This window comes from Micromonospora tarensis, assembly GCF_016803395.1.
Classification (GTDB): domain Bacteria; phylum Actinomycetota; class Actinomycetes; order Mycobacteriales; family Micromonosporaceae; genus Micromonospora; species Micromonospora tarensis.
Genome location: NZ_JAEVHL010000087.1, coordinates 1 through 23,421, shown reverse-complemented (window position 1 = coordinate 23,421; position 23,421 = coordinate 1). Strand labels below are relative to the sequence as shown.

The following is a 23,421-nucleotide window of genomic DNA, read 5'->3' as shown; positions in this document are numbered from 1 at the left end:
GTTAGCAGGGTGGGGGGTCGGCGGGTGGGGGTAGTTCCCGGCTGCGGCGGCGTAGCTCTTCGGGGAGCAGTTCGCGGAGCTGTTCGGGGAGGAACGGCAGGTCGAGCAGCGTCATCTTCAACTGGTTGCGCTCCTGGTAGCGCAGCGGGTCGAAACGGACCACCAGACCGGCGTCGCGGCGGTACGAGATGTCCACCGCCCCTTCCGTGGCCGCGTCGCGGAACACCAACCCGTCCATCTCCACCACGACCGGCGACGAGTTGGGCTGCAACTCCAACCGGATCTTCTCGTCCGGCGAGAGCACCACCGCCCGGGAGATGCCGGCCATCGGCGCCGCCGGCGTGATCACCACCGAGTCCGCCGCCGGGGAGATCAGTGGACCACCGGCGGCGTAGCTGTACGCCGTCGAGCCGATCGGGGTGCTGACCACCACGGCGTCGCTGCGGTAGTAGCCGTACTGCTGGCCGTCGATGGCGAGCGTGACGCTGACGAAGCCGGCACCCGGCTGGCGGACCAGCGCGATGTCGTTGAACGCCACCACGTCGTCACCGCACACGTCGCAGGCCAGGCAGGCGTGCGACTCGACGGTGAAGTCCTTCGACAGCAACCTGCTCAGCGCGTCGGGCAACTCCGGCGGCTCGACCTCGACGAGAAACCCCAGACGACCCAGGTGTACGCCGAGCACCGGCTTCGGGTCGCGGACGGCGGAGCGCAGCGCGCCCAGCATGGTGCCGTCACCGCCGATGCTGATCAACGCGTCGGCGCGGGTGGCCACCTCGTCCGCCGGCACCGGTTCGACGCGGGACGGGACGCGGTGCTGGTCCTCCTCGCGCACGAACAGCGTCTTGTGGTGGCGAGTCGCCCACCGTTCGATGATTTCGACCACCTCGGTGACATCCCGGGTGGGGTGCAGCACCAGTCCCAACCCCGACACCCGTACAGCTCATCACATCGGAGGCGGGCGCACCCGGCGTACGCCGAAGGTGCGCCGACGGCCGGTAGACCGCCGGCGCACCTCGCCGCCGTCAGGGGCGGGGTTGACCGGTGAGGTGGGTGAACGAGCGGGCGACCAGGTCGTCGCGGGCCGCCGGGGGGAGGCCCTCCAACCCGAAGCCCAGGTACACCGTGTCCCCGGTGACCACCACCGAGCCCTCCTCGAACGCCTGCTGGCTGCGCGACCAGTCGTTGGCGTTACCACCGGAGCCGGCCGGCGGCCCGGCCACCGTCCAGCCGCCCAGGTCGGCGGACTCGAACGAGGTCTCCGCCACTGTCGACCCGTCGACCACCACCCGGGCGTCGTCCAGGAAGACGCCGAGGCCCTGGGTGCCCCAGTCCGAGGCGTACGTGATCGACACCTCGACCTGCTTGTCGGCGTACGCGGTCAGGTCGACCACGAACTCCTGCCAGCCGCTCGATGTCCCGGTCGCCGCGTTCCAGCTCCCGGTGCTTCCGGTGGGCGAGCAGTCAGCGCCCTGGTAGTGGGCGAGGAACGGGTGCAACTCGTCCCAACCCGAGAGGCAGCTCTCCCCGGTGACAGTGCTGGTCCTGCCGTTGACGTCCGGCAGTGTCGTCCAGTCGTCGCTGCCCACCTGGTGCGCCTCGACGAAGAGGAAGTCCCAGTCCTGCTCGGTCTCGTACGAGGCGAAGAAGCGCAGCTCCCCGCTGGTCGCCCCGCTGAGGTCCACGGTGCGGGTGAGCCGCTTGTACGACTCGTCGGCCTGCCCGCTGTGCAGGTACCACTCACCCGTACGCGGGTCGAACGGCGCGCCACCGGGTCGGGTCCAGCCCACCGGCGCGGAGCTGGCGAACTGCGGGAACTCGTCCGGCGGCAGGAAACTCGACGTGGTCAGGAACGACGCCGTGTGCCCCTGGTTCTGCGCCGAACCGGCCGCGTTGAGCTGCCCGTCGAAGCCGGCGAACGCGCCATCGCGTCCGGCGACCGGGAACGGCTCCCCCTCCGGGCCGGTGCCGCCGTCGCTGACGTAGGTGTGCGCCCCCAACCAGTACTGCTGGAAGTCGTTCAGCAGCGGCAGACACGTGAGGTCGTCGGCGTCGGTGCACTCCGGCGGCGCGTCCGGGTGGTAGACGTACGAACCGTTGGCGCCCTGGGCGAACAACGCGTACTGGCCGCTGACCAGCAGCTTGCCACCCTCGTTCAGGTAGTCCCGGACGGCCAGTTCGGTGTCCAGCGCGGCCTTGGCCGTGGTGCCGGCGACCTGGCCGGGGGAGCGCATGATCACGTCGTCGCCGGTCTCCCACACCACGGCCTGGTAGTGCGACAGCACCCCGAGCGGGTGCGGCGCCTTACGGCCCATCGCGTCGAAGTCGTACACGTCGCTGCTGCGCCCGGCGGCGCTCAGCGAGGCCGCGATCTCGTCGGCGTACCTCGCGGTGCTGCCGGTCTGCGCCGGGCTGAGACCGGTGACGTCCTCCGTGGCGAGGACCAGCACGTCCCCGCCGACGTCGGTGTGCACCCGGTAGGTGAAGTGGTCGCTGGCGACCACCCCGGCCCGGGGTTTGTTGCCGGTGAACCAGACCTCCACCCGGTCTCCCGGCTTCGTGCCGCCGACAGTGCCGCGCAGCTCCGCGTAGTAGTCGTCGTGCGTGTCGCCGTACCGCTCACCGCCGCGCCACTCGCGGACCGCGACGGTCTTCGGCCGCCCGCCGTTGACCGTGTAGTGCATCTTCACGTTCCTCAGCGCCCGCCGGGTGATCGCGGCGACCTGCTGGGTGCGCCCGTACGAGGTGTCGAAGGCGTCCACCACGAAGTCCGGGGTGCTGCGTCCCACCACCGACACCGGCTCGTCCGGGTCCGCCGCCGACTTCGCCACGGCCAGCGCGAACGGCAGGTTCTTGCTGACCTCCCCGGCGATCAGCTCCTCGTCGTCGGGGAAGATGAAGCCGCTGACGCAGTCCTCTGGGCGCCACTCGTCGTCGGGGTCGACCGCCGAGGCGGCCTCGCAGGTGGACATCTCCGGGGTGAAGCCCAGCGTGCCGTACCTGACGGTGGCGTGGCTGTCGGTGTCACCGTTGGTGGTGTACAGCTCGGCGGAGATGTCCGGGTCGTAACCGGGCACCGCCGGGTGCGCGTCGTCCCCGGCCATCGCCTTGTAGATCTCGTCGTCCGGGCTGGGCGTGCTGACCTGCCAACCGATGCCGTAGAGCAGCAGCTCGGCCGCCGAGTGGTAGTTGACGAAGAACTCGAACCCGACCCGCTTGAAGAGCTGGTCCAGGGCCCTGGTCTCCGGCTCCGAGTTGGGGCCCGGGCCCCGGTAGGTCTCGCTGTTCGGCTCCGGGGACGAACCCTCGTTGTCGTAGCCCCACTTGTAACCGAAGTTGCGGTTGAGGTCCACGCCGTCGCCGGAGGTGATCTGCCCGTCGCCGTTGTTGTCCCGCAGGTTCTTGCGCCACAGCCGGTTGCCGGGGGTGAAGGTGTGGTCGTAACCGTCCGGGTTGGCCACCGGCAGGAACCACAGCTCGGTCGTGTCCAGCAGTCTGGTGATCTCCTGGTCGGTGCCGTAGCTGTCCAGCACGTGGTGCATCAACCGGCGGGTCATCTCCGGCGTGATCCACTCGCGGGCGTGCTGCGCGCCGACGTAGAGCACGGCGGGCCGCTTCCCGTCCGCGACGGTCCGCGCGTTCCTGGTGACCTTCACGGCGGTGATCGGCTGACCCTGCTGGGTACGGCCGATCGTCTCCACCTTGGTCAGCGTGGGGTAACGGGCCGCGGTGGCGTTCAGCTCGTCGCGCAGACCGCCCGGCTCACCATAGGGCCGGAACGCCGTCCAGCCCGCCGCCGCCTGCTCCCGCAGCGCCTGCGACGCGTCCTTGCCGCGCACCTTCTTCACCGACAACGGGACGCCCTGGTCGGTCAGCCGCTTCGCCTGCCGGCGGCTGAGCACCGTCTCGACCGTCGTGCGGCCGGTCGAGTCCGCCTTCGCGTCGTGGCCGAGGTCGACGCCCGCCGCGCGTAGCTGGTCCCGCTGTTTCGCGTCGACGGTGCCGACGTAGACCTCCAGGCCGTCGCGGGCGCCCGGTTCGGATGGTGGCCGCGCGCTGGCGGGTGGGGTCAGTGCCAGTGCGCCGAGCACTGTGACCACGCTGGCGATCGCCAGTCGTCTCGGTCTCATCGCGCCTCCTTGGGTGAAGGACCTGTAGGCGCGAGCCTTCGGCGTGGACTGATCGCTGTCAATCGGTCGATGGGAGGGTCGTTGCTGACCGTGTCGATACCGGTGCCAACTGTCACAGTCGTGCCGGCGCGGACCCCGCAGCGCATCGAGGTCGATACCGGCGGAAGCTCCGTCACCTCCACTGGTCGGGATCGTTACGAGAGTTGTTCTGGCGGTGACGGTAGGTCACCGCCGCCGCGTTTCGCCCTAAGTGAGGTTTCCCGGTGCCCAGTCGCGTTCGCACCATGATCCGCCGGGTGCAGGACCACCTCGCCGGCTCCCGTGACCCCGAGGCGTTCGCCCGGTCCCTCGGGGTGAAGCTGAACGGCCGGGTCAAGTTCTACGCGGTGAACCGGGCGATGTTCGGGTCCGAGCCCTGGTTGATCACCATGGGCGACAACGTCTACATCACCGCCGGGGTCCAGTTCGTGACCCACGACGGCGGCACCCTGATCCTCCGCAAGGACCATCCCGACCTGGACTGGACCGCGCCGATCACCATCGGCAACGACGTCTACATCGGCATGCGGTCGATGATCCTGGCCGGGGTGAACATCGGTAACCGGTGCGTGATCGGGGCGGGGTCGATCGTCACCCGCGACATCCCGGACAACACGGTGGCGGCCGGGGTGCCGGCCCGCCCGCTGCGCACCACCGACGAGTACCTGGCGCAGTTGCAGGCCAAGTCGCTGGGCATCGGCCACCTCGCGGTCCCGGCGAAGCACGAGGCGATCAAAAAGATCTACGGGGTGACGACGGTCTGACGCCGGCGGTCTTCCACGACGGATCTGCCGTTACTGCCCCCTGGCCTCGCTCGATGTACAGGTGGTCGGTCCACACACCGAGGGGTTGTTCATGCGCATTCTGATCACTGGCGGGGCCGGTTTCATCGGTTCGAACCTGGCCCGTGCCGCGTTGGTCGATCCCGCGGTGAAGGAGGTGACCATCCTCGACGACCTGTCGGTCGGCCTGCGCGGCAACCTCGACGGGCTGGATGTCGACCTCGTCGAGGGGTCGATCCTCGACCCGGCCGCCCTGGACGCGGCGATGGCCGGGCGGGAGGCAGTCGTCCACCTGGCCGCGCTGCCCAGCGTGCCGCGATCGCTGCGCGACCCACTCGCCTCCCACCACGCGAACGCCACCGGCACGCTCATGGTCCTCGAAGCGGCACGACGGCACGACGTCGGTCACGTGGTGGTCGCGTCCTCCTCGTCGGTCTACGGCCTGAACCCCGCGCTGCCGAAGGCGGAACTCACCTGGACCCGGCCGATGAGCCCCTACGCCGCCAGCAAGCTCGCCACCGAGGCGTACGCCCTCGCCCACCAGGCATCGTTCGGCCTGCCGACGCTGGCCTTCCGGTTTTTCAACGTCTTCGGCCCCGGGCAGCGGCACGACCACGCCTACGCCGCGGTCATCCCCCGGTTCGTCCACGGGGCGCTGTCGGGGCAGCCCGTCGTGCTACACGGCGACGGCACCCAGTCCCGCGACTTCACCTACGTCGGCACGGTCTGCGAGGTCATCCTCGACGCGCTCCGTCGGCGGGTGCACCACCCGCACCCGGTCAACCTCGCCTTCGGGGCGCGGGCCAGCCTGCTCCAGGTGCTCGACGAACTCACCGACCTGCTGGACCGTCCGATCGCCCGCGAGTACGCGCCGCCCCGGGTCGGCGACGTCCCCCACTCGTCGGCCGACAACACCACGCTGCGTGAGTTGTTCCCGAACGTCGTGCCGATGGCCCGCACCGACGGTCTCCGGGCGACGATCGGCTGGATGGCCGGGCTGTTGCCCGCCGAACACGCCGCACAGCGGTGACCCAGAAGGCGACGAGCAGGGTAGGGCGGGCCCAGCTCACCGCCGACGAACCCCTCCCACCCCCCGCCTCCGACACCCTGGCCGCGACGGAGGCGCGACCCCGCTCGGTCCTGTCGCGGCTCCGGCCGGTCGGGCGCGACCGCCGGCTCGGCGTGGACATCGGCACCTCGCTGGTCGCCAAGGGCGTCGGGCTCGCCGCGCCGCTGGTCATCACCCCCGCGTGTTTCCGGTACCTGGGCGACCAGCGCTACGGGCTGTGGATGGCGATCACCGCGCTCACCGGCATGGCATGGTTCGCCGACCTGGGGCTCGGCAACGGTCTGCTCACCCGGCTGAGTCTGCTCGTCGACGACCCCCGCCAGCGGGCCCGGGAGATCTCCAGCGCGTACGCCACCCTCGCCGTGGTCGCGTTCGCCCTGCTGTCCGGCCTCGTCCTGGTCGAGCCCCTGGTGCCCTGGGCCCGGGTGTTCGGCGTCACCGACCCGGCCATCGCCGGGGAGGCGTCGACCCTGGCCCTGCTCTGCTTCGGGACCTTCGCGGTCAACATCCCGCTGTCACTGATCCAGCGCATCCAGTACGCCCGCGCGCAGGTCACCCAGAGCAACGCCTGGCAGGCGGCCGGTGCGCTGACCTCGATGGCGGCCGTGCTCGCCGCGATTGCCGCCGGCAGCGGCCCGCTGACCGTGATCGCCTGCGCCGTGCTGGCCGTCCCGTTGACCAATCTGGTCAACACGCTCGTTCACTTCTGGCGCCAGGAGTCCACCGCCCGACCGCGCCCCGGGCTGGTGCACCGGGCCACGGCGGTGGGCCTGCTCCGGCTGGGCCTCCAGTTCTTCGCCCTCTCGGCGATGTCGTCGATAGCGCTCAACATGGACAGCCCGCTGGTCGCGCACGTCCTCGGTCTCAGCGTCGCCGCGTACTACGCGGTGGTCGGGAAGCTCTTCGCCGTCCTCTCCCTGTTCGTCGGGCTCGTCGGGATGACGATCTGGCCGGCGAACGGTGCCGCCCTAGCCCGAGGCGACATCGCCTGGGTGCGCCGGATCACCCGACGAATGGTGCTGCTCAACGGCGTGATCGTGGGAACGGCCGGGCTCGCGCTGGTCGTCGGCGGTCATCGGCTGCTCGACCTGTGGGTCGGTGGGGTCGACGTGGCGGTGGTGCCGGTCGCCGTCCTGGCCGCACTCGCGCTGTGGTCGTTCCTGGTGGCGATCGCCTCACCGCTGCTGCTCGTCCAGAACAGCATCGGCCTGCTCCGCCCGCAGTTCGTCGGTTGGGCCGCGTTCCTGCTGCTCGCGACCGGGCTGAAGCTCGCGGGGCTGCGCCAGTTCGGGCTGGTCGGCCTGCCGGTGGCCGGCTGCCTGGCCTACCTGCTCACCATCTGGCCCGCGGCCGTCGTCGGTTACCGGCGCGCGCTGGCCACCTCCGAACCCGCTGTCGCGCGCGGCGAAGCCGACGTGACCGTTTGACCATCCGCCGTCGGCCGGGACCGTCAGCCGGCCGGCAGTGGTCACCAACCTTGGGAGATTGCCGATGAACCAGGCGCAGATCGTGGTCGACGCCGCTGGCGGGGCGGGCGGCGGGGCCGGACGGCTCAAGAGCGAACTCGACGCCTTCCTCGCCGAGCGCACCGCCCCGGTCCGGGTCATCGGTCGGGACCGCCAGCTCACACCGTCGTGGCTGGTGCGGCGCGAGGTCGTCGCCGGCGGCGTCCCCGTCGTCGCCGCGCTGAACAACGTCTCGTTCGCCTGGCGGGGCGTCGAGCGGCGGGTTCTGGTGCACAACGCCCTGCACTTCCTGGCGCCCGCCGAGGGGCGCCTGTTGGCGGTGCAGCCCCGGTCGCTGCGGGCGCAGATCCCGGTGGTCCGGCGCCTGCTGCACCGCGCGGACGTGATCGCCGTGCCGTGCTCGGCCATGGCGCAGCGGGTCGCCGACCGGGTGCCGGCGGTACGCGACCGGCTGGTGGTGCTCGCGAACCCGGTCAGCCCGGTCGGCCCCCGGGAGCCGACCGACGGGATGCCGACGATTCTCGTCCCGGTCGTGCCGTCGCCGTTCAAGAACGTGGTGGCCGAGCTTCGGGTGCTGCTCGCCGCGCTGGACCGGCGCCAGCAGCCGACCCGGGTGCGGATGACCGCGTACCCGCACGAACTGCCGGACGACCTGGCCCGACATCCGCGCCTGGACCTGCTCGGGCAACTGCCGCACCACGAACTCACCGAGCACTGGCGTCGGACGACAGCCGTCTTCTTCCCCTGCCAGGTGGAGTCCTTCGGGTACCCGCTCGCCGAGGCGCGGGTCTACGGCCTACCGGTGCTGGCACCGGACACCGCGCAGTCGCGGGAGGTCGCGGGCGACGCCCTGACCCCGTACCGGCTGTCGGACGTGGACAGCCTCGCGGAGGCTCTGGACGGCATCGACCGCCCGGTGGTCCCGGAACCCGACGCGTTCGAGCGCGGGGCGTACTTCACCCGGCTGCTCGGACTCGACCGGGGGCGTCCGGGACGCCAGGCCGACCGGTCGCCGGCGGCCGAGGCGCGGGCGGTACGCCCATGACCAGCGGTCGGACCGCGGCGAGCGGCGCTGCCGGCGACGGTCCGGAGCGCACCGGCGGCGGCCGGTGCCGCGTCCTGCGGGTCCTCGGGGAGCTGAACTTCGGCGGCACGGAGATGCGGACCGCCGAGCTGCTGCCGCGACTCGCCGCGGCCGGGACCGAGGTCCACTTCGTGACGCTCAGCGACCGGATCGGGCCGGGGCCGCTGGCCGAGGCGGCCGTTCGGCACGGCGGGTCGGTCACCCCGATCCCGCTCGACGTCCGGTTTCCGCTGCGCTTGCTCCGGTTGCTGCGGCGGCTGCGTCCGGACGTGGTCCACGTGGACTGCGCGAACTTCTCCGGCGCGGTCCTCTGCCTCGCCCTGCTCGGCCGGGTGCCGACCCGCGTGGCCCATTTCCGCGGTGACGACAACCAGCACCGCAACCTGCGGCGGCGGGTGCAGCGGTCGTTCTGGAGGACGCTGCTGCGGGCCTCGGCCACGGACATCCTCGGCGTCTCGCCCAGCGCTCTCACCTTCGGCTATTCCCGTGCCTGGCGCGAGGACAGGCGGTGTCAGGTCGTCCTCAACGGGCTGGACCTGGAGCGGCTGCACCGGCCGACCGGGCAGCACCTGCGGGCCCTGACCGGGGCCGGCCCGGACGAGCTGCTCTGCGTGAGCGTGGGGCGGGCCTCGCCGGAGAAGCGGCGCTGGATGCTGCCACCGATCCTGGCCGGCCTGCGCGACCAGGGCGTCGACGCGCACGTGGTGCTCGTCGGCCCCTCGGACGACAGCGACGAGGCCCGGGTCCGCGCCGCCGCCGTCGAGCACGGGGTCGCCGACCGGGTGCACCTGCTCGGCCCGCGCGACGACGTGGGCGGGCTGCTCCGCCAGGCCGACGTGGTCGTGCATCCGTCCTGCCTGGAGGGGCTGCCGGGTGGCGTGCTGGAACCGGTCGCCCTCGGCATCGGCACGGTGGCCGCCGACCTGCCGGGTGTGCGTTTCATCCACGAGCACCTGCCCGGCGTGACCATCGTCGACACCGATGCCGCACCGGCGGTCTGGGCGGCGGCGGTGCGGACCGCCGCCGGCCACACCATGGCGACGGATCCCGGAACGGCCCGCGAACGCTTCCAGTCGAGCCCTTTCGCGATCGAGGCGGCGGTCACCACGCACCTGGCGATCTACCGGCGGCGGTTACCCGACGGCCCGCCGCCGACAGCACCTGTTGTCAAGAACAGAAGTCGGCTGCCGGCCGCTTCGGAACGGTGAGACAGATGAACGACCAGACGACTGTGCTCGGCGCCGGTCAGGACAGGCAGAACGGCCCGGCCGGGCGGGTGGACCGGCCGCGTCCACTGCTGATCGGGCACTACCGCTTCCCGTACGGGGATGCCACCTCGAACCGGCTGCTGCAACTCGCCCGGTCCGCGGCGCCGCACGGCACGCACACCCTGGTGGTCAACGACTGGCCGTGCGACGGATCGACACCCCCGCGGCGCGACGAGGTCGCGGGCATCGAGTTGATCACGATGCGCACCCGGGGCGGGAACCGGATCGCCCGGATGTCGGCCCGCCTCGCCCGTCCGGTACGGGTGCTGCGGGCGATGCGCCGGCGGGGGGTGGTACGCGGTGACGTGTCGGTGGTGCTGCTACCGATGGCGATGATGACAGTGGGCACCTGGGCCGTGCTCCGGCTCACGCTGCGCTGCCCGGTGGTGGTGGACGCGAGTGAACGGCACGACCGGCGTCAGTTCCGGCGCGGCTGGCTGACGCCGTACTTCGTCCGACACCGCTGGTCCACCTTCCTGGCCACCCGCCTCGTCCACCGGGCCATCGCGGTGTCGACCACCCTCGGCGGCTATTTCGAACGGCGTGGTCTCGACGTGCTGGTGGTGCCACCGCAGGTGGACTGCGACGAGTTCGCGGAGTCGCGCGCGCCGTCGCTGAGCGGCGGGTTGCGACTCCTGTACGCCGGCACCCCCGGCCGCAAGGACATGCTCGACGTCATCCTGCGTGGGATCAGCCAGCTCACCCCGCAGGAGCAGGCCCGGGTGCACCTGACCATCGCCGGGGTGACCCGGGACGCCGCCGCCGCCCTGTCCGACCTGGACGTCTCCGTGCTGGACGCGGTGTCGGCGCCGGTGACATTCCTCGGCCGGGTGCCCCGCGACACGGTGCTCACCCTGCTGTCCGAGTCGCACTTCTCGCTGCTGGTGCGCCCCACCGGCGGGTACGCCGCCCACGGGTTCCCCTCCAAGGTGCCCGAGAGTCTCTCCGCCGGATGTCCGGTGCTGCTCAACCACACCAGCGACCTGGCCAGCTACGTGCGGGACGGGGTGGAGGGTCTGGTGCTCGACGGCAACGCTCCGGACGACGTCCGGCGCGGCATCGAGCGGGCGTTGCGGCTGCGGGACGAGGACTGGGCGGCGATGAGCCGGGCGGCCCGGGGGAGAGCCCGCGACTCGTTCGACCACCGGGCCTGGCGCGAGCGGGTGGCAGCCTTCCTCGACCCGCGCGGCGCCGCGAGCTGACTCGTGGCCCCACCCGACCGACGGCCGCCCCCACCGGGGCGGCGTCGGAGTCCGCGGGTCGCGGGATCACCGTGCGGGCACCCGCTCCCGCCGGGCCGGACCGTGCGGAGCGGTCGGCTGCCGCCGGCCGGTCACGCTGTGCGGCTGGGGCCCGCCGTCGGGGCGTGCCGAGATGAAGGCGTGAGCGGGTACCCCGGTCGAGTGCCGCCCGCGCGGGAACGCACCAGGATGCCGGCCACGGCGAGCCAGAACACGTACGGGTAGGGCTGCCCCATGCCGAACATCGTCGACTCGGTGACCTGGATCAGCAGGCCGGTGACGACGAGCCAGACCAGCCCCGAGTTGAGGGCGCCCACCGGGGCCAGCAGCACCGCCCGCACCGCGGTGAACAGGAGCAGGAGGATCGGCGCGATGCCGATGACGCCGAGCTCCAACAGCCACTGCAGGTAGCTGTTGTGCACCAGGTTGACGCTGACGTCGAAGAAGCCGTTCTGCCGGGTCTGCTCGAACAGGTGGATACCCGACGCGTAGCCGAAGCCCAGCGTCGGACGGCTCTGCCACAGCTCGACGGCCGCCTGCCAGGTCTGGGTACGTCCGTTGGAGAGGTCGCCGTTGTCCGGGTCGGTGAACCGGGCGGCGAAGTTCTGCGCCCAGGTCGAACCGACGACGCTGGGGAGCATGCCGAACAGGTACGCCAACCCGACACCCCCGACCGTCACCACAAGCAGGCGTGCCACCGGCCCGGCCCCGTGCCGCAGCACCACCCAGAGGCCGCCGACGAGGATGGCGATCAACGCGGTGCGGGACTCCGTCATCGGCAGCGCGATGACCGCCGGCACGACGCCGAGCAGCTGGGTCCGCTTGCGCGACTGCTGGTAGAGCGCCCAGCCGAGCGGAATCGTCAGGGCGCAGATGATGCTCAGCATGTTGGGGTTGGAGTACAGGCCCTGGAACCGGTCGTTGTACGAGGTGGCGGACGCGGCGCCGGTGACGCCGTACCCGAGGCTCACCACGAGCGACATGCTGAGCAGCACGTAGACCACGTGCAGGTCCGCGGCCACCGCCCCGCCGTCGGCCCACCGCCGCCACAGCAGCGCGTGCGCCAGCCCGGCCAGCAGCAGCAGCGCCACCGCCTGCTGGAGCGTGTGCAACGGGCTGACCGACCACACGCTGCTCAGCGCGGCCAGCCCGGCGGTCGCCCAGAGCGCGCCGACGAACAGCTTCGTCCGCCGGTCGGTCCGCCGGATCCGACGACTGCGCCCGGCCAACGCCCAGAGGACCAGACAGCCGACCGCGAGGTACCGCGCGTAGAAGCTGAAGCTGACCAACGACGGCATGTTCGACGAGGCAAAGATCAGCAGCACCGTCGCCACGGCCAGGATCCGCCGGAAACCGTCCAGCCGCCGCCCGAGGTACAGCGCGACGAGCAGGAGCGCCACCCCCGCCGCGATCATCGGTTCGTCCACCGCGAAGGCGGTCGTGACCGCCGTGAGACAGGCTGCCCCGACGACGAGGGCGACGAGGCCAAGGCGTCCTACCACGTGATGTCCTCCTCAGGACAGGGGCGGCCGTGCGGCCGACCCGGCGGGTGTCTGGTCAGACCGGGGTGCTGTGTCGGCCCACCAGGGCCTCAGGCGTGCTCCACCTGGCTCGCGCGTCGTGCATCAGCCGGATCATGTCCGGCCAGGCCGGCGGACGGTAGCCGGTGGCCTGCGCCAACGCGTCGGCGTGCAGGGACCGGTCGAGCACGAAGTCGACGTTCGGCCGCAACTCGCCCCGCCATCCGTACACGTCGGCGACCAGCTGGAGGAGGTCGTACTTGGAGATGGGCTCCGCGGCGAGGTGGTACAGCCCGGTCAGGTCCTCGCGGGGCAGGACCACCGCACGCAGCAGGCGGGCGAACTCGACTGTCGTCACGCCGCTGTAGATCGCCCGGGTGAACCCGCCCACCCGGCCCTGCTGGGAGAGGAACCAGTCCAGCAGCGACCGGTTGGTGGTCAGCTCGTGCCCGATGATCGACGTCCGGAGCGTGAGCGCGGGCGCCGTGGTGGTCTCGCCCAGCAGTTTGGACCGCCCGTAGAGGTCCGGTGGGTCCGGCCTGTCGCTCTCCCGGTAGCCGCCGCGCTCGCCGGAGAACACGCAGTCGGTGCTGACGTGCACCAGACGACTGCCGAGCTGAGCGCAGGCGTCGGCCAGCAGGTGCGGGAAGAGGGCGTTGAGCCGCACGGTGGCGACGGCGTCCTGCACGTCGGGGCGCTGTTTGATCACGCCGACGCAGTTCACGACCACGTCCGGCCGGAGGTCGTCGAGGATCTGTCGCACCTGGTCGAACCGGCTGACGTCGAGGGCCGGGGTGATCCGGGCGAGCAGGTCGGGCGGGAAGAGGTGCGCGCGGCCCTCCATGCTCCGCGCGGCGCCGTACACGTCGAGGCCGGGGTCGACACTCAGCTCCCGGACGAGTGCGTGGCCGAGCATCCCGGTCGCACCGAGGACGAGCACGCGTCGGGTCATCGTGACTCCTTGTCCCGGCGGGTGCCACTTCTGGCCCGCCGTGCCGCATCGGTGAGCAGGTCGGCGAGGACCTGCACGTTTGTCGCTTGACTCAGCTGGGTGAGGTAGTGCTGGCGGCCCGCCCGTCCCATCGCCCGTAGCCGCGAGCGCGGGGTGTGCCGGGCCCGCCGGATGACCTCGGCCAGGCCCGCCGGGTCCTCCGGCGGGGCGTCGAAACCGGCGCCGGCGTCGCGGACGACGCGGGCGGCGTCGCCGGGCGCGCAGGCGAGCACGGGTTGGCCACAGGCGAGGATCGACTGGACCTTGCTGGGCACTGTGACGCGAAACAGCGGATCGTTCGCCAGCGACACCAGGTGCAGGTCGGCGGCGGCCATCCGGGCCGCCAGCCGGTCCGGCGGGATCGGGTCGAGGAAGTGCACGTGGCCGGGGCGGGCCCGCGCCGCCCGCGCCGTCAGCGCGTCCTTCTCCACCCCGTCGCCGACCAGGACCAGGTGGACGTCCGGCAGGTCGTGCAGCCGCGCCACGGCGTCGATCACGGTGTCGAGACGCTGCGCCGGGCCGTGGTTGCCCGCGTACATCAGGACGAAGTCGTCGTCGCGCAGGCCGAGCCGGGCGCGGAGCCCGGCCTCGGGCTCGGTCGGCTGCATGACCTTCTCGTCGGCCCAGTTGTAGACCACCGAGACCTTCTCGGCCGGGACGCCCCGGGAGATGATCGTGTCCCGTAGGCCGGGTGCGGGGACCGTGATGTGGTCGGCCCAGCGGTACGACCGGTGGGTGAACCAGCCGAGGCTCGCCTCCGCGAGCCGGCGGGCCACCCCGTCGGTGAGGAACCCGGTGGCGAAGACGGAGTCCGGCCAGAGGTCCAGCACCATGGTCACGTACGGGGTGCCCCAGCGTCGTCGGGCCGTCATGGCCGCCGCGCTGGCGGTCACCGGCGAGGAGTAGACCAGGGCGACGTCGGCGGAGCGCAGGACGGAGCCGCCGAGCAGGGACGAGGACGCCGCCCAGCTCAGGTAGTTCGCGGCCCGGCCGAGCGCGGACCGGTCGTGGCTGGGGTGCAGTGGGGTGCGGACGATCCGCGTCCCGTCCCGCACCTCGACGGTTCGCCGCCGGGCCGAGTAACCGTCGTACACCACGCCCCTGGGGTAGTTCGGCACTCCGGTGAGCACGTCGACGTCGAAGCCTCGTCGGCGCAGCGAGTCGCTGACGCCTGCGGCGAAGGGCGCCGGCTCCGGGGGGAACCACTGGCTGACCAGCGCCACCCGGTCGGGTCGTCCGCCGCTTCCGGTCGGCGCGCTCACGCCGCGGCGGCGTCGAGGTGCGCCCGCACCTCCGGCAGACCCAGCAGCAACGACTCGATCTCCGGGACGACGAGACGGCGGGTGTTGTGCGAGTTGAAGTCCTGGGTGCCGCGGTCGACGTTGCCCTCGTCGAAGTAGAGGGCGTAGTTGAGGTCCCGGCTGTCCACCGGGACCCGGAGGAACTCGCCGAAGTCCTCGGCGCGGGACAGGTCCTCGCGGCTGGCGAGGGTCTCGTAGAGCTTCTCGCCGTGCCGGATGCCGAGGACGTTCATCTTGACCGGAACCGCGAACAGGTTGCACAGCGCCGTGGCCAGGTCGCCGATGGTGCACGCGTCGGCCTTGCGGATGAAGATGTCTCCCGGCTGGCCGTGCCGGAAGGCGTGTTCCACCAGGTCCACCGACTGCTCGAGCGACATCAGGAAGCGGGTCATCGTCGGCTCGGTAACCGTCAGCGGCGTCCCCTTGCGGATCTGGTCGATGAAGAGCGGGATCACCGACCCCCGCGAGTACATGACGTTGCCGTAGCGCACACAGCAGACCCGGGTCTGGGCGGCCGGGTTGTTGCGGGCGTGGGCCTGCGCCACCTTCTCCATCAGCGCCTTGGTCATGCCCATCGCGTTGACCGGGTAGACCGCCTTGTCGGTGCTCAGCAGCACCAGCGCCTCGACCCCGTTGCGCTCGCAGGCGTCCACCACGTTGGCGCTGCCCAACACGTTGGTCCGCAGTGCCTCCAGGGGGAAGAACTCACAGGAGGGGACCTGCTTGAGGGCTGCGGCGTGGAAGACGAATTCGGTGCCCCGGCTGGCCTTGGCCACTGAGTCGTAGTCGCGCACGTCGCCGACGTAGTAGCGGACCCGGTCGTCGCGGATCCGGTGCCGCATCGCGTCCTGTTTCGACTCGTCACGGCTGAGGACGCGGACCTCGCTGGCCCCGGCGTCGAGCAGGCGACGAACCATGGTCTGCCCGAAGGAGCCGGTCCCGCCGGTGATCAGGAAACGTCGGTCCGACAACGAGGACATCGCATCTGCTCCAGCACTCTGCGCTATTTCAGGGGAACTCGCAGTGGTCATAAGTCCGGACGATACCGTCCTAATCAGACCTATATCCGGGAAAACCGATAACGGTGGACAAATTTGATAGGCGACTAATTTTCATTAAAAATGCCGCTACCACCGGCTATCTCGGCTCGTTTGTCCAACGATCGAATTGCCGGCTCGAGACGGACTCCGGCGCACCGCGTCGGCGAAGGGTGGAGACATGACACGGGTGATGACGGTGGTAGGGACCCGACCGGAGATCATTCGGTTGTCCCGGATCATGGCCGGGCTCGACCAGACGGTCGAGCACGTGCTGGTCCACACCGGGCAGAACTGGGACCGCACCCTCTCCGATGTCTTCTTCAAGGAGCTGGGGCTGCGCGAGCCGGACCGGTTCCTCCGGGTCGACACGTCCTCACTGGGGCGGGTGCTCGGCGGCGTGTTGATCGGCATGGAGACGGCCATCGCCGAGGTGCGGCCGGACGCGCTGCTGGTCCTCGGCGACACGAACAGCAGCATCGCCGCCCTGATGGCCCGGCGGATGCGGGTGCCCGTTTACCACATGGAGGCCGGCAACCGTTGCTTCGACCTGAACGTGCCGGAGGAGACCAACCGGCGTCTGGTCGACCACATCGCCGACTTCAACCTGGTCTACAGCGAGCACGCCCGACGTAACCTGCTCGCCGAAGGGCTGCACCCGCGCCGGATCCTGCACACCGGCTCGCCGATGCGGGAGGTGCTCAGCCACTACGCCACCGACATCGAGAGCTCCGGGATCCTGCGCCAGCTCGGCCTCGAACCCGGCGGCTACTTCGTGGTCAGCGCCCACCGGGAGGAGAACGTCGACCAGCCGGCCCGGCTGCACCGGCTGCTCACCTGCCTGCACGCCGTACGGCAGACCTGGGGGCTGCCGGTGCTCGTGTCCACCCATCCCCGGACCCGCAAGCGGCTGGAGGCGTTGACCGACGCCGACCTCGGTGTCGACGGGATCACCTTCCACGAGCCGTTCGGCCTCTTCGACTACGTACGCCTGCAGAGCCAGGCCCGGTGCACCCTCTCCGACAGCGGCACCATCAGTGAGGAGGCGGCGATCCTCGGCTTCCCGGCGGTCACCCTGCGCGACTCGATGGAACGCCCGGAGGCGTTGGACGCCGGCGGCATCATCATGACCGGCCTCGACCCCGAGGGCGTGATCGAGGCGGTCCGGGTCACCGTGGCCCAGGTCGCCGCCCAGGGCGTGCCCTGCCCGGTCGACTACCAGGTGCCGGACACCTCCCGCCGGGTGGTCGACTTCATCCTCTCCACGGTCCGCCGGCACCACGACTGGGCCGGCATCCGCCGCTGACCCGCGTACCCGAACCGGCCGGCGACCCCACTGTCGCCGGCCGGATTCGTCTGATCCTCGTCGTCGCCGACGGTCGGTCAGCGCGACTGCAACGGCACGCCCAGCGGCCCGTCCAGCACCGGCCCGGTCGGCTGGGTGCAGAGCAGGGCGAGGTGCTCGATGACCTTCGCCGCATCCTCGTACGGGTCCAGTCCGCTGACCTCCATCGGATCGAGCGCCGGCACGGCCACGTGCGACACCAGGGGGTGCAGCGGCCGGTTGTCGACCTCGCCGGTGCCGAGCAGGTCCTCGTGCAGCTTCTCGCCGGGGCGCAGCCCGGTGTAGACGATGGGCACGGAGCTGGACGCCTGGTCGGCCATCTGGCGGGCCAGATCGACGATCCGGACCGGGTCACCCATGTCGAGCACCAGCGCCTCGCCGTCCCGGCCGATCTCGGCGGCCTGGAGCACCAGGTGCACGGCCTCCTGGACGGTCATCAGATAGCGGGTGACCTCCGGGTGGGTGACGGTCAACGGCTTCCCGGTCTCGATCTGCCGTTGGAAGGCGGTCACCACCGAGCCACGGCTGCTCAGCACGTTGCCGAACCGGACGCTGAGGAACGTGCCCGGGAACCGGGACGCGGCGTGCGCGGTCAACCGCTCGGTGATCCGCTTCGAGTAGCCGAGGACGCTTATCGGGTCCGCCGCCTTGTCGGTGGAGATGTTGACGAACTTCGCGACGTCCTGGCAGGCGTCCAGCACCGACAGGGTGCCCCAGACGTTGGTCTTGATCGCCTCGCCCGGATGCCGTTGCAGCAGCGTCAGGTGCTTGAGCGCCGCCGCGTGGAAGATGATCTCCGGACGACGTTCCCGGATGATCCGGCGGATGCCCTCGTCGTCGCGCAGGTCGGCCAGGATCAGCTCGGGTCCGTCCAGCATGGCCCGGCCGGCGAGGGACATCTGAAGGCTGTGCAGGGCCGACTCGTCCCGGTCGAGCATCATCAACTCGCCCGGGTTGGCCTTCATCACCTGCCGGCACAGTTCGGAGCCGATCGACCCGCCGGCGCCGGTGACCAGGATTCGCCGGCCGGTCAGACTGTTGGTGCTCAGCGGCAGGTCGCCGACCACCTGCCGGCGACCGAGCAGATCGCTCACCTGAACGTCCCGGACGTCGGTGACGGTGATCCGGTGATCGACCAGGTCCCGCACCGGAGGCAGCACCTTGAAGACCGCGCCGGCGCCGAGGGTGGCCTCGCGGATCTGGCGGATCAGCGCGGCGTCGGCGTTGGCCACCGAGAAGATGACGGTGCTGGCGCCGGTACGGCGGACCGACTCGGCGACCTCGTGCCGCCCGCCCAGCACGCGTACCCCGCCGATGCGCAGATCCCGCTTGTCCGGGTCGTCGTCGAGCGCGCCGACGGGCAGGTAGCGGCCCCGGGGGTCGCTGAGCATCGCCCGGAGCAGTCCCTGGCCGGCGTCGCCCATACCGAACAGCAGCACCGGCGTCGACGACCGGACGTCCGGCCGCATGGCGAGGTCGCGGCGGTGCCGGTACGCGAACCGGGCGCCGAGCATGAACAGCAGGGCGAGCGCGCCGCCGACCAGGGGGGTGCTGGCCGGAACCGGGTGCTCGCCGGACGGCAGCAGGGCGAGCAGCACGATGCCCCCGGTGGTGATGGTGGTGCCGGCGACGCCCTGGACCTCCTGGAGACTGCCGAGCGGATGTCGTCCGGAGTAGAGCCGACGCAGGGCGGCCACCGCCACGTGGATGACCGCCGCGACGAGACCGACCGCGGCTGCCCGGCCGAGTTGACCCGGGGGGAGCTGGAATTCGAACCGGGTCCACGCGGCAGCGAGGAATCCGGTGACCCAGGCGGTGGCGTCGGTGGTCAGGAACCCGGCGGTGCGCTGGCGGGCCCTGGTCCGTCGCGCCTGCCGGTCCGCGCTCTGGGTGATCTCGGTGTCCTGCGGCATGTGCTGGCTCCCCTGTCCCGTCGCACGGCCTCTTCCGCCGGTCCGACAGAAGAGGCCTCTACAGCCTTTGTCCTTGTTACATGGCAAAGCGGCGCTGTTGGGCGCTTTCATGAGTTACGAGCGAAATATGGTGTCTGGCCGGCGGTTCAGCGGGCCGGAACGCCGACCACCGTCACCTGATCGGGTACGTCCCGGACGACGCAGGCACCTGCCCCGACCGTGCTGTCCCGGCCGACCCGCAGGCCCTGTAGCACCGCGGCGGTGGTCCCGATCAGCACGCCCTCGGCCAGGTGACAGTCACCCGAGACCGCGGCGAGCGGGTTCACCGAGACGTAGTCCGCGAGGCTGCTGTCATGGCCGACGGTGGCGTTCTGGTTGAGGTGGACGTGCCGACCGACTGTGACGTTCGTGGTGACCCGGGCACCCGCGAAGGCGACGAACCCCGGCCCGTACTCGGTGTCCTCCCCGATGGTGGCGTCCGGGTGGACGAGGCTCGCGGCCGTCGTGGCGTACCCGTCGATCCGTCCGCCGATGGTGCGGCGGACCCGGGGGTCGCCGACGCCGATGACGTGTCGGGTGGTCGGGGGCGCGTCCCGCAGCCAGGCCACGTCCCCGAGGTAGGGCACGTCGAGCCGCTGCAACCGCTTCAGGTTCACTTCGGTGGGTCGGTCGTCGACCACGCCCAGCAGCTGCCAGATCGGCCGGCCGGCGGCTTCGTTCACCGCCCGGGCGATGGTCAGCACCTCCCGGCCGTGGCCGCCGCAGCCGACCACCACCAGTCCCGTCGTCACGCCGTGGCCCCTCCCGCCCGGACGGCCAGGAACTCGTCGATCGCGGCGAACACCCGCGCGATCTGCGGTTCGGTGAGCGCGCTGCCGCTGGGCAGGGTGAGCCCGTCGGCGAAAAGCCGCTCCGCCGCGCCGGTGAGCACGCTCTCCGCGTCGGCGTGCATGGGTTGCAGGTGCATCGGCTTCCACACCGGCCGGGTCTCGATGTGCCGCTCGGCCAGGTGGACCGCCAGGTCGTCGGCCCGCCAGCCACACCGCTCCCGCTCGACGGTGATGACCGTGAGCCAGCAGTTCGACTCGGTGTCCTCGGCGTTGAGCAGCTCGACACCCGGCACCGGGGCGAGGAGCTTGGCGTACTGGTCGCGCAGGTGCCGGCGGCGCGCGATCATTCCGTCCAGCCGGACCAACTGGGCCCGGCCGAGCGCCGCGAGGAGGTTGCTGAGCCGATAGTTGTAGCCCGTCTCCCGGTGCTCGTAGTGCCGTGCCGGCTCCCGGGCCTGGGTGGAGAGATGGCGGGCCCGGTCGAGGAGCGCGGTGTCGTCGGAGACCAGCATCCCGCCACCGGAGGTAGTCATGATCTTGTTGCCGTTGAACGAGAGCACGCCGACGTGCCCGAACGTCCCCGCCGGTCGTCCCCGGTGGTTCGCGCCGAGGGCCTCCGCGGCATCCTCCACCAACGGCACCCCGGCCTCGACGCAGAGCGGGGCCAGCGCGCCGTAGTCGGCGCAACTGCCGAACATGTCCACCGGGACGATCGCGCCGATCCGCTCGCCGCGTGAGCGCAGCTGGCGCAGCAGGTCGGCGACGAGACCGACGTCGACGTTGCCGGTCCGAGGGTCGCAGTCGACGAAGACCGGACGCGCGCCGATGTAGCGCACCGCGTTCGCGGTGGCGACGAAGGTGAGCGTGGGCACGACGACCACGTCGCCCGGCCGCACGCCGACGCCGAGCAGGGCCAGGTGCAGGGCGGCCGTGCCGGAACTGACCGCGACGGCTCCGCCGGTGCCGAGCCGCTGGGCGATGTCGCTCTCGAAGGCTTGCAGGTCCGGCCCGGCCGGCGCCACCCAGCCCGACCGGAGCGCCGCGACCAGGTACGACTCCTCAAGCGGCCCGACGTCGGGCGGGGACAGGTGGATCGTCTGGCTCATCGGCCGGCTCCCTGGGGAATCGTCATGCCGGCGTCCGGTCCCGCTGCGACGGGGCGGGGCGTCGGGGCGTACCGAGGAATTCCGGCGCGGTCGCGGACCCGGCCGCGTTGATGCCCTCGCGGCGCAGCACGGTGCGCGCGGTCGAGACCAGGATCGACAGGTCGAGTCGCAGGTTCCGGCTGTCCACGTACTGGACGTCGAGGTCCAGCTTCTCCTCCCAGCTCAGGCTGTTGCGTCCGCGAACCTGGGCCAGCCCGGTGACACCGGGGCGCACCTCGTGCCGACGGGCCTGGCTGTCGGAGTAGCGCTCGAGGTATTCCGGCAGCAACGGACGCGGGCCGACCAGGCTCATGTCGCCGCGCAGCACGTTCCAGAGCGTGGGCAACTCGTCCAGGCTGGTGGCGCGCAGCCACCGCCCCAGCGGGGTGAGCCGGTCGCCGTCGCCGATCAGGCCACGGCTCTGGTTCGGCGGTCGCATGGTGCGGAACTTGATCACCTCGAAGGGCTGGCCGTGCAGGCCGGCGCGGCACTGCCGGAACAGCACCGGGCGACCGAGGCCCACCATGACCAGCACGGCCGTCACCACCAGCAGCGGCGTGACCAGCACCAGCAGGACGGCCGCGAGGACCGCGTCGAAGACGCGCTTGCCGGGCGCGGGTCGGGGCAACTGCGGACGGTGTTCGGGTGCGTTCGCGAGACCACCAGGCACTGGCAACGGTCCGACCTCCGCAACAAAGCGACGAAATTAACAAATGGGTTGTATCACCGCAAGCTCGTCAACAAACCTGAATGACGACACTCGGGCTGCTTCGTCCCCATCAACCCCGAAACCAGGCGGGGGGACACGGCCTGTGCGATTCGCGCCTACGGTGCGTGTCCGTGGCAGGCGAGCGGCACGGTGCCGCCGGCCGGTTCGGGCGAGGCCAGCCTGGCCGATCAGGCGAGGGCGGAGACCGGGCGATGCCGGGAGGTGATCACTGCGCGGCGACCGGTCCGGCGGCGCAGCGGAGGGCGGACCCGGTGCTCAGCGAGCGTTGGTGGGGTCCAGCAGGCGAGTGAGCAGCGTCCGCAACGGGATCGACTCACCGTCGCGTCCGCCCGCACCGACGACCAGCGGCGCCGGGCTGGGCTGCGGGTCGACGCCGAACAGGCGGGCCCGCAGCCCGCCCGGCACGGTCAGCAGGTGGAACCGGCCGGTCACGTCCACCGCGCGGGTCCTGGCCCGGTCGACGTACCAACCGGTCAACCTCGTCCGGTACCGCCCACGTCCGTCGTACCCGCGAGCACCAGCCGGGTGGTGGGCAGCCCTCTGCGGGTGGCCTCGGCGACGAACCAGGCGACCAGCTCCGCCGCCTCCGCGTGCTCGGTGGCCCGCCGCCGCGCGTCCGCGTCGGCGTGCGCCCGCACCGCCCGCCGCTGCTGATCCCGCCACTCCCGGCCGTCGCGCTCACCCACGAGCCGACGGTACGCCGGCGGTCGGGGCCGGGCCCAGTCGAGTACGGCTCAGTCGAGTACGGCGCGCAGGATGCGCACCCCGGCGTGCTGGTCGGCCAACGGGCCACCCCGGCCGGACCCGGACCAGGCCCGACCACCGGTGTCGATGTCCCGCAACGCGGTCACGACGCCGGCCAGGTCGCGGGCGACGGAGGCCAGGTCGTCGACCCGGCCGGGGTGGATCGGCTCGCCCGGGATCCAGCGGTACGCCGTCCACGGCCCGGGGTATCCCGCGCCCGGGTCGCCGAGCCCGAGCGGCTCGGGTACGGCGACCGGCGGGCGGGTGGCGAGCATGCTCGCGGACTCCTGCTCCCGCCGCAGCTCCGCCCGGAGTGCCGGGTCGGCGCTCGGTCGCAGCGGAAACCGCAGCACGATCTCCGCACCGAGCCGGAACAGGGCGTTCACCGTCCCGGTCGACGCGAGCGGGCGGACGGGAAGCCCTCGCCACCGGGGAAACTACTCGGCGACCAGGGCGGCGACGACCTCGGCGGTGACGTCCACCTGGTCCGCATGCATCCGCATCGCGCGATCATCGCCCCGACGCGGTCGCCACGCGAGCGGTTTTCCCGGGGCTCACCCTGAGATCTTGGACAGTTTCCGTCCGCGACGAACGGAAACTGTCCAAGATCTACGCAGGACGTCGTGCTCAGGCAAGCCCGGCGCGGCGCAGCGCGTCCGCCATCGCGTCGTTGGCCGGGGCCGGGCCGCCCTGCCGCTGCTGGCCGGCGCGACCGCCCTGGCCGGAGCGACCACCCTGCGAGCCGCGACCACCCTGACCGCCCTGGCCTGAGCGGCCACCCTGACC

18 protein-coding genes and 1 pseudogene are annotated in these 23,421 nt (G+C 71.6%); 7 read left to right on the top strand and 12 right to left on the bottom strand.

The window, feature by feature from the left end; all coding sequences use genetic code 11:
- Window position 1: 1 nt before the first annotated feature.
- Together JM949_RS18030 and JM949_RS18025 are read right to left on the bottom strand one after the other, a co-directional pair.
- Complete coding sequence (locus JM949_RS18030; protein WP_238433401.1) at window positions 2-925, bottom strand: NAD(+)/NADH kinase; 924 nt, start codon at window positions 923-925, stop codon at window positions 2-4.
- Window positions 926-1,025: 100 nt separating this feature from the next.
- On the bottom strand, window positions 1,026-4,130 hold the full coding sequence (locus JM949_RS18025) for a M14 family metallopeptidase (RefSeq protein ID WP_203149594.1): 3,105 nt from the start codon (window positions 4,128-4,130) through the stop codon (window positions 1,026-1,028).
- Window positions 4,131-4,393: 263 nt separating this feature from the next.
- Between JM949_RS18025 and JM949_RS18020 the strand changes: the two genes are divergently transcribed.
- The 6 genes from JM949_RS18020 to JM949_RS17995 all read left to right on the top strand — a co-directional run bounded on the left by JM949_RS18020 (window position 4,394) and on the right by JM949_RS17995 (window position 11,040).
- Window positions 4,394-4,933, top strand: coding sequence for an acyltransferase (locus JM949_RS18020; protein ID WP_309232206.1), 540 nt, complete (start codon window positions 4,394-4,396; stop codon window positions 4,931-4,933).
- Window positions 4,934-5,024: 91 nt separating this feature from the next.
- The gene (locus JM949_RS18015; RefSeq protein ID WP_203149593.1) at window positions 5,025-5,981 is read left to right on the top strand and encodes an NAD-dependent epimerase/dehydratase family protein; all 957 of its coding nucleotides are present in this window, start codon (window positions 5,025-5,027) and stop codon (window positions 5,979-5,981) included.
- On the top strand, window positions 5,978-7,447 hold the full coding sequence (locus JM949_RS18010) for a lipopolysaccharide biosynthesis protein (RefSeq protein ID WP_203149592.1): 1,470 nt from the start codon (window positions 5,978-5,980) through the stop codon (window positions 7,445-7,447). The genes JM949_RS18015 and JM949_RS18010 overlap by 4 nt, the downstream gene beginning before the upstream one ends.
- A gap of 64 nt (window positions 7,448-7,511) precedes the next feature.
- Window positions 7,512-8,531: a glycosyltransferase gene (locus tag JM949_RS18005; RefSeq protein WP_203149591.1), complete on the top strand. Its 1,020-nt coding sequence runs from the start codon at window positions 7,512-7,514 to the stop codon at window positions 8,529-8,531.
- On the top strand, window positions 8,528-9,778 hold the full coding sequence (locus tag JM949_RS18000) for a glycosyltransferase family 4 protein (RefSeq protein WP_203149590.1): 1,251 nt from the start codon (window positions 8,528-8,530) through the stop codon (window positions 9,776-9,778). The genes JM949_RS18005 and JM949_RS18000 overlap by 4 nt, the downstream gene beginning before the upstream one ends.
- A gap of 5 nt (window positions 9,779-9,783) precedes the next feature.
- Complete coding sequence (locus JM949_RS17995) at window positions 9,784-11,040, top strand: glycosyltransferase (protein ID WP_203149589.1); 1,257 nt, start codon at window positions 9,784-9,786, stop codon at window positions 11,038-11,040.
- A 131-nt stretch (window positions 11,041-11,171) separates the two neighbouring features.
- Here the strand turns inward: JM949_RS17995 and JM949_RS39200 are convergent, their stop codons facing one another.
- From JM949_RS39200 to JM949_RS17975, 4 genes are read right to left on the bottom strand one after another with little or no spacing between them, the layout of a single operon-like run.
- Window positions 11,172-12,581 carry an O-antigen ligase family protein gene (locus JM949_RS39200; RefSeq protein WP_203149588.1) on the bottom strand — a complete coding sequence of 470 codons (1,410 nt, stop codon included), beginning with the start codon at window positions 12,579-12,581 and terminating at the stop codon, window positions 11,172-11,174.
- 55 nt (window positions 12,582-12,636) lie between these two features.
- On the bottom strand, window positions 12,637-13,551 hold the full coding sequence (locus tag JM949_RS17985) for a dTDP-4-dehydrorhamnose reductase family protein (protein WP_203149587.1): 915 nt from the start codon (window positions 13,549-13,551) through the stop codon (window positions 12,637-12,639).
- Window positions 13,548-14,852, bottom strand: coding sequence for a glycosyltransferase family 4 protein (locus JM949_RS17980; RefSeq protein ID WP_203149586.1), 1,305 nt, complete (start codon window positions 14,850-14,852; stop codon window positions 13,548-13,550). The genes JM949_RS17985 and JM949_RS17980 overlap by 4 nt, the downstream gene beginning before the upstream one ends.
- Entirely contained in the window at window positions 14,849-15,871 is a 1,023-nt protein-coding gene (locus JM949_RS17975; RefSeq protein ID WP_203149585.1) for a polysaccharide biosynthesis protein, read from the bottom strand. The genes JM949_RS17980 and JM949_RS17975 overlap by 4 nt, the downstream gene beginning before the upstream one ends.
- 238 nt (window positions 15,872-16,109) lie before the next feature.
- On the opposite strand from JM949_RS17975, the gene wecB reads away from it, so the two are divergent.
- The gene (gene wecB, locus JM949_RS17970) at window positions 16,110-17,234 is read left to right on the top strand and encodes a non-hydrolyzing UDP-N-acetylglucosamine 2-epimerase (protein ID WP_203149584.1); all 1,125 of its coding nucleotides are present in this window, start codon (window positions 16,110-16,112) and stop codon (window positions 17,232-17,234) included.
- Between the two features lie 77 nt (window positions 17,235-17,311).
- On the opposite strand, the gene JM949_RS17965 is transcribed toward wecB, so the two are convergent.
- From JM949_RS17965 to JM949_RS17940, 6 genes and pseudogenes are all read right to left on the bottom strand, one after another.
- On the bottom strand, window positions 17,312-19,186 hold the full coding sequence (locus JM949_RS17965; protein ID WP_203149583.1) for a nucleoside-diphosphate sugar epimerase/dehydratase: 1,875 nt from the start codon (window positions 19,184-19,186) through the stop codon (window positions 17,312-17,314).
- 146 nt (window positions 19,187-19,332) lie between these two features.
- Window positions 19,333-19,977 carry an acetyltransferase gene (locus tag JM949_RS17960; protein WP_203149582.1) on the bottom strand — a complete coding sequence of 215 codons (645 nt, stop codon included), beginning with the start codon at window positions 19,975-19,977 and terminating at the stop codon, window positions 19,333-19,335.
- Window positions 19,974-21,122 carry a DegT/DnrJ/EryC1/StrS family aminotransferase gene (locus tag JM949_RS17955; protein WP_203149581.1) on the bottom strand — a complete coding sequence of 383 codons (1,149 nt, stop codon included), beginning with the start codon at window positions 21,120-21,122 and terminating at the stop codon, window positions 19,974-19,976. Before JM949_RS17955 ends, JM949_RS17960 begins: the two co-directional genes overlap by 4 nt.
- A 22-nt stretch (window positions 21,123-21,144) precedes the next feature.
- Window positions 21,145-21,789 carry a sugar transferase gene (locus tag JM949_RS17950; RefSeq protein ID WP_203149580.1) on the bottom strand — a complete coding sequence of 215 codons (645 nt, stop codon included), beginning with the start codon at window positions 21,787-21,789 and terminating at the stop codon, window positions 21,145-21,147.
- Between the two features lie 357 nt (window positions 21,790-22,146).
- Window positions 22,147-22,577, bottom strand: a pseudogene (locus JM949_RS17945) (hypothetical protein).
- A 48-nt stretch (window positions 22,578-22,625) separates the two neighbouring features.
- Entirely contained in the window at window positions 22,626-23,021 is a 396-nt protein-coding gene (locus JM949_RS17940; protein WP_203149579.1) for a phosphotransferase, read from the bottom strand.
- Window positions 23,022-23,421 lie beyond the last annotated feature (400 nt).

Bases quoted from the DNA above. Each gene is read 5' to 3' on its own strand.
- JM949_RS17965 (WP_203149583.1), bottom strand. From the start codon at position 19,186: ATGCCGCAGGACACCGAGATCACCCAGAGCGCGGACCGGCAGGCGCGA.
- JM949_RS18025 (WP_203149594.1), bottom strand. From the start codon at position 4,130: ATGAGACCGAGACGACTGGCGATCGCCAGCGTGGTCACAGTGCTCGGC.
- JM949_RS18000 (WP_203149590.1), top strand. From the start codon at position 8,528: ATGACCAGCGGTCGGACCGCGGCGAGCGGCGCTGCCGGCGACGGTCCG.
- JM949_RS18005 (WP_203149591.1), top strand. From the start codon at position 7,512: ATGAACCAGGCGCAGATCGTGGTCGACGCCGCTGGCGGGGCGGGCGGC.
- JM949_RS17975 (WP_203149585.1), bottom strand. From the start codon at position 15,871: ATGTCCTCGTTGTCGGACCGACGTTTCCTGATCACCGGCGGGACCGGC.
- JM949_RS17955 (WP_203149581.1), bottom strand. From the start codon at position 21,122: ATGAGCCAGACGATCCACCTGTCCCCGCCCGACGTCGGGCCGCTTGAG.
- JM949_RS17985 (WP_203149587.1), bottom strand. From the start codon at position 13,551: ATGACCCGACGCGTGCTCGTCCTCGGTGCGACCGGGATGCTCGGCCAC.
- JM949_RS17995 (WP_203149589.1), top strand. From the start codon at position 9,784: ATGAACGACCAGACGACTGTGCTCGGCGCCGGTCAGGACAGGCAGAAC.
- wecB (WP_203149584.1), top strand. From the start codon at position 16,110: ATGACACGGGTGATGACGGTGGTAGGGACCCGACCGGAGATCATTCGG.
- JM949_RS18015 (WP_203149593.1), top strand. From the start codon at position 5,025: ATGCGCATTCTGATCACTGGCGGGGCCGGTTTCATCGGTTCGAACCTG.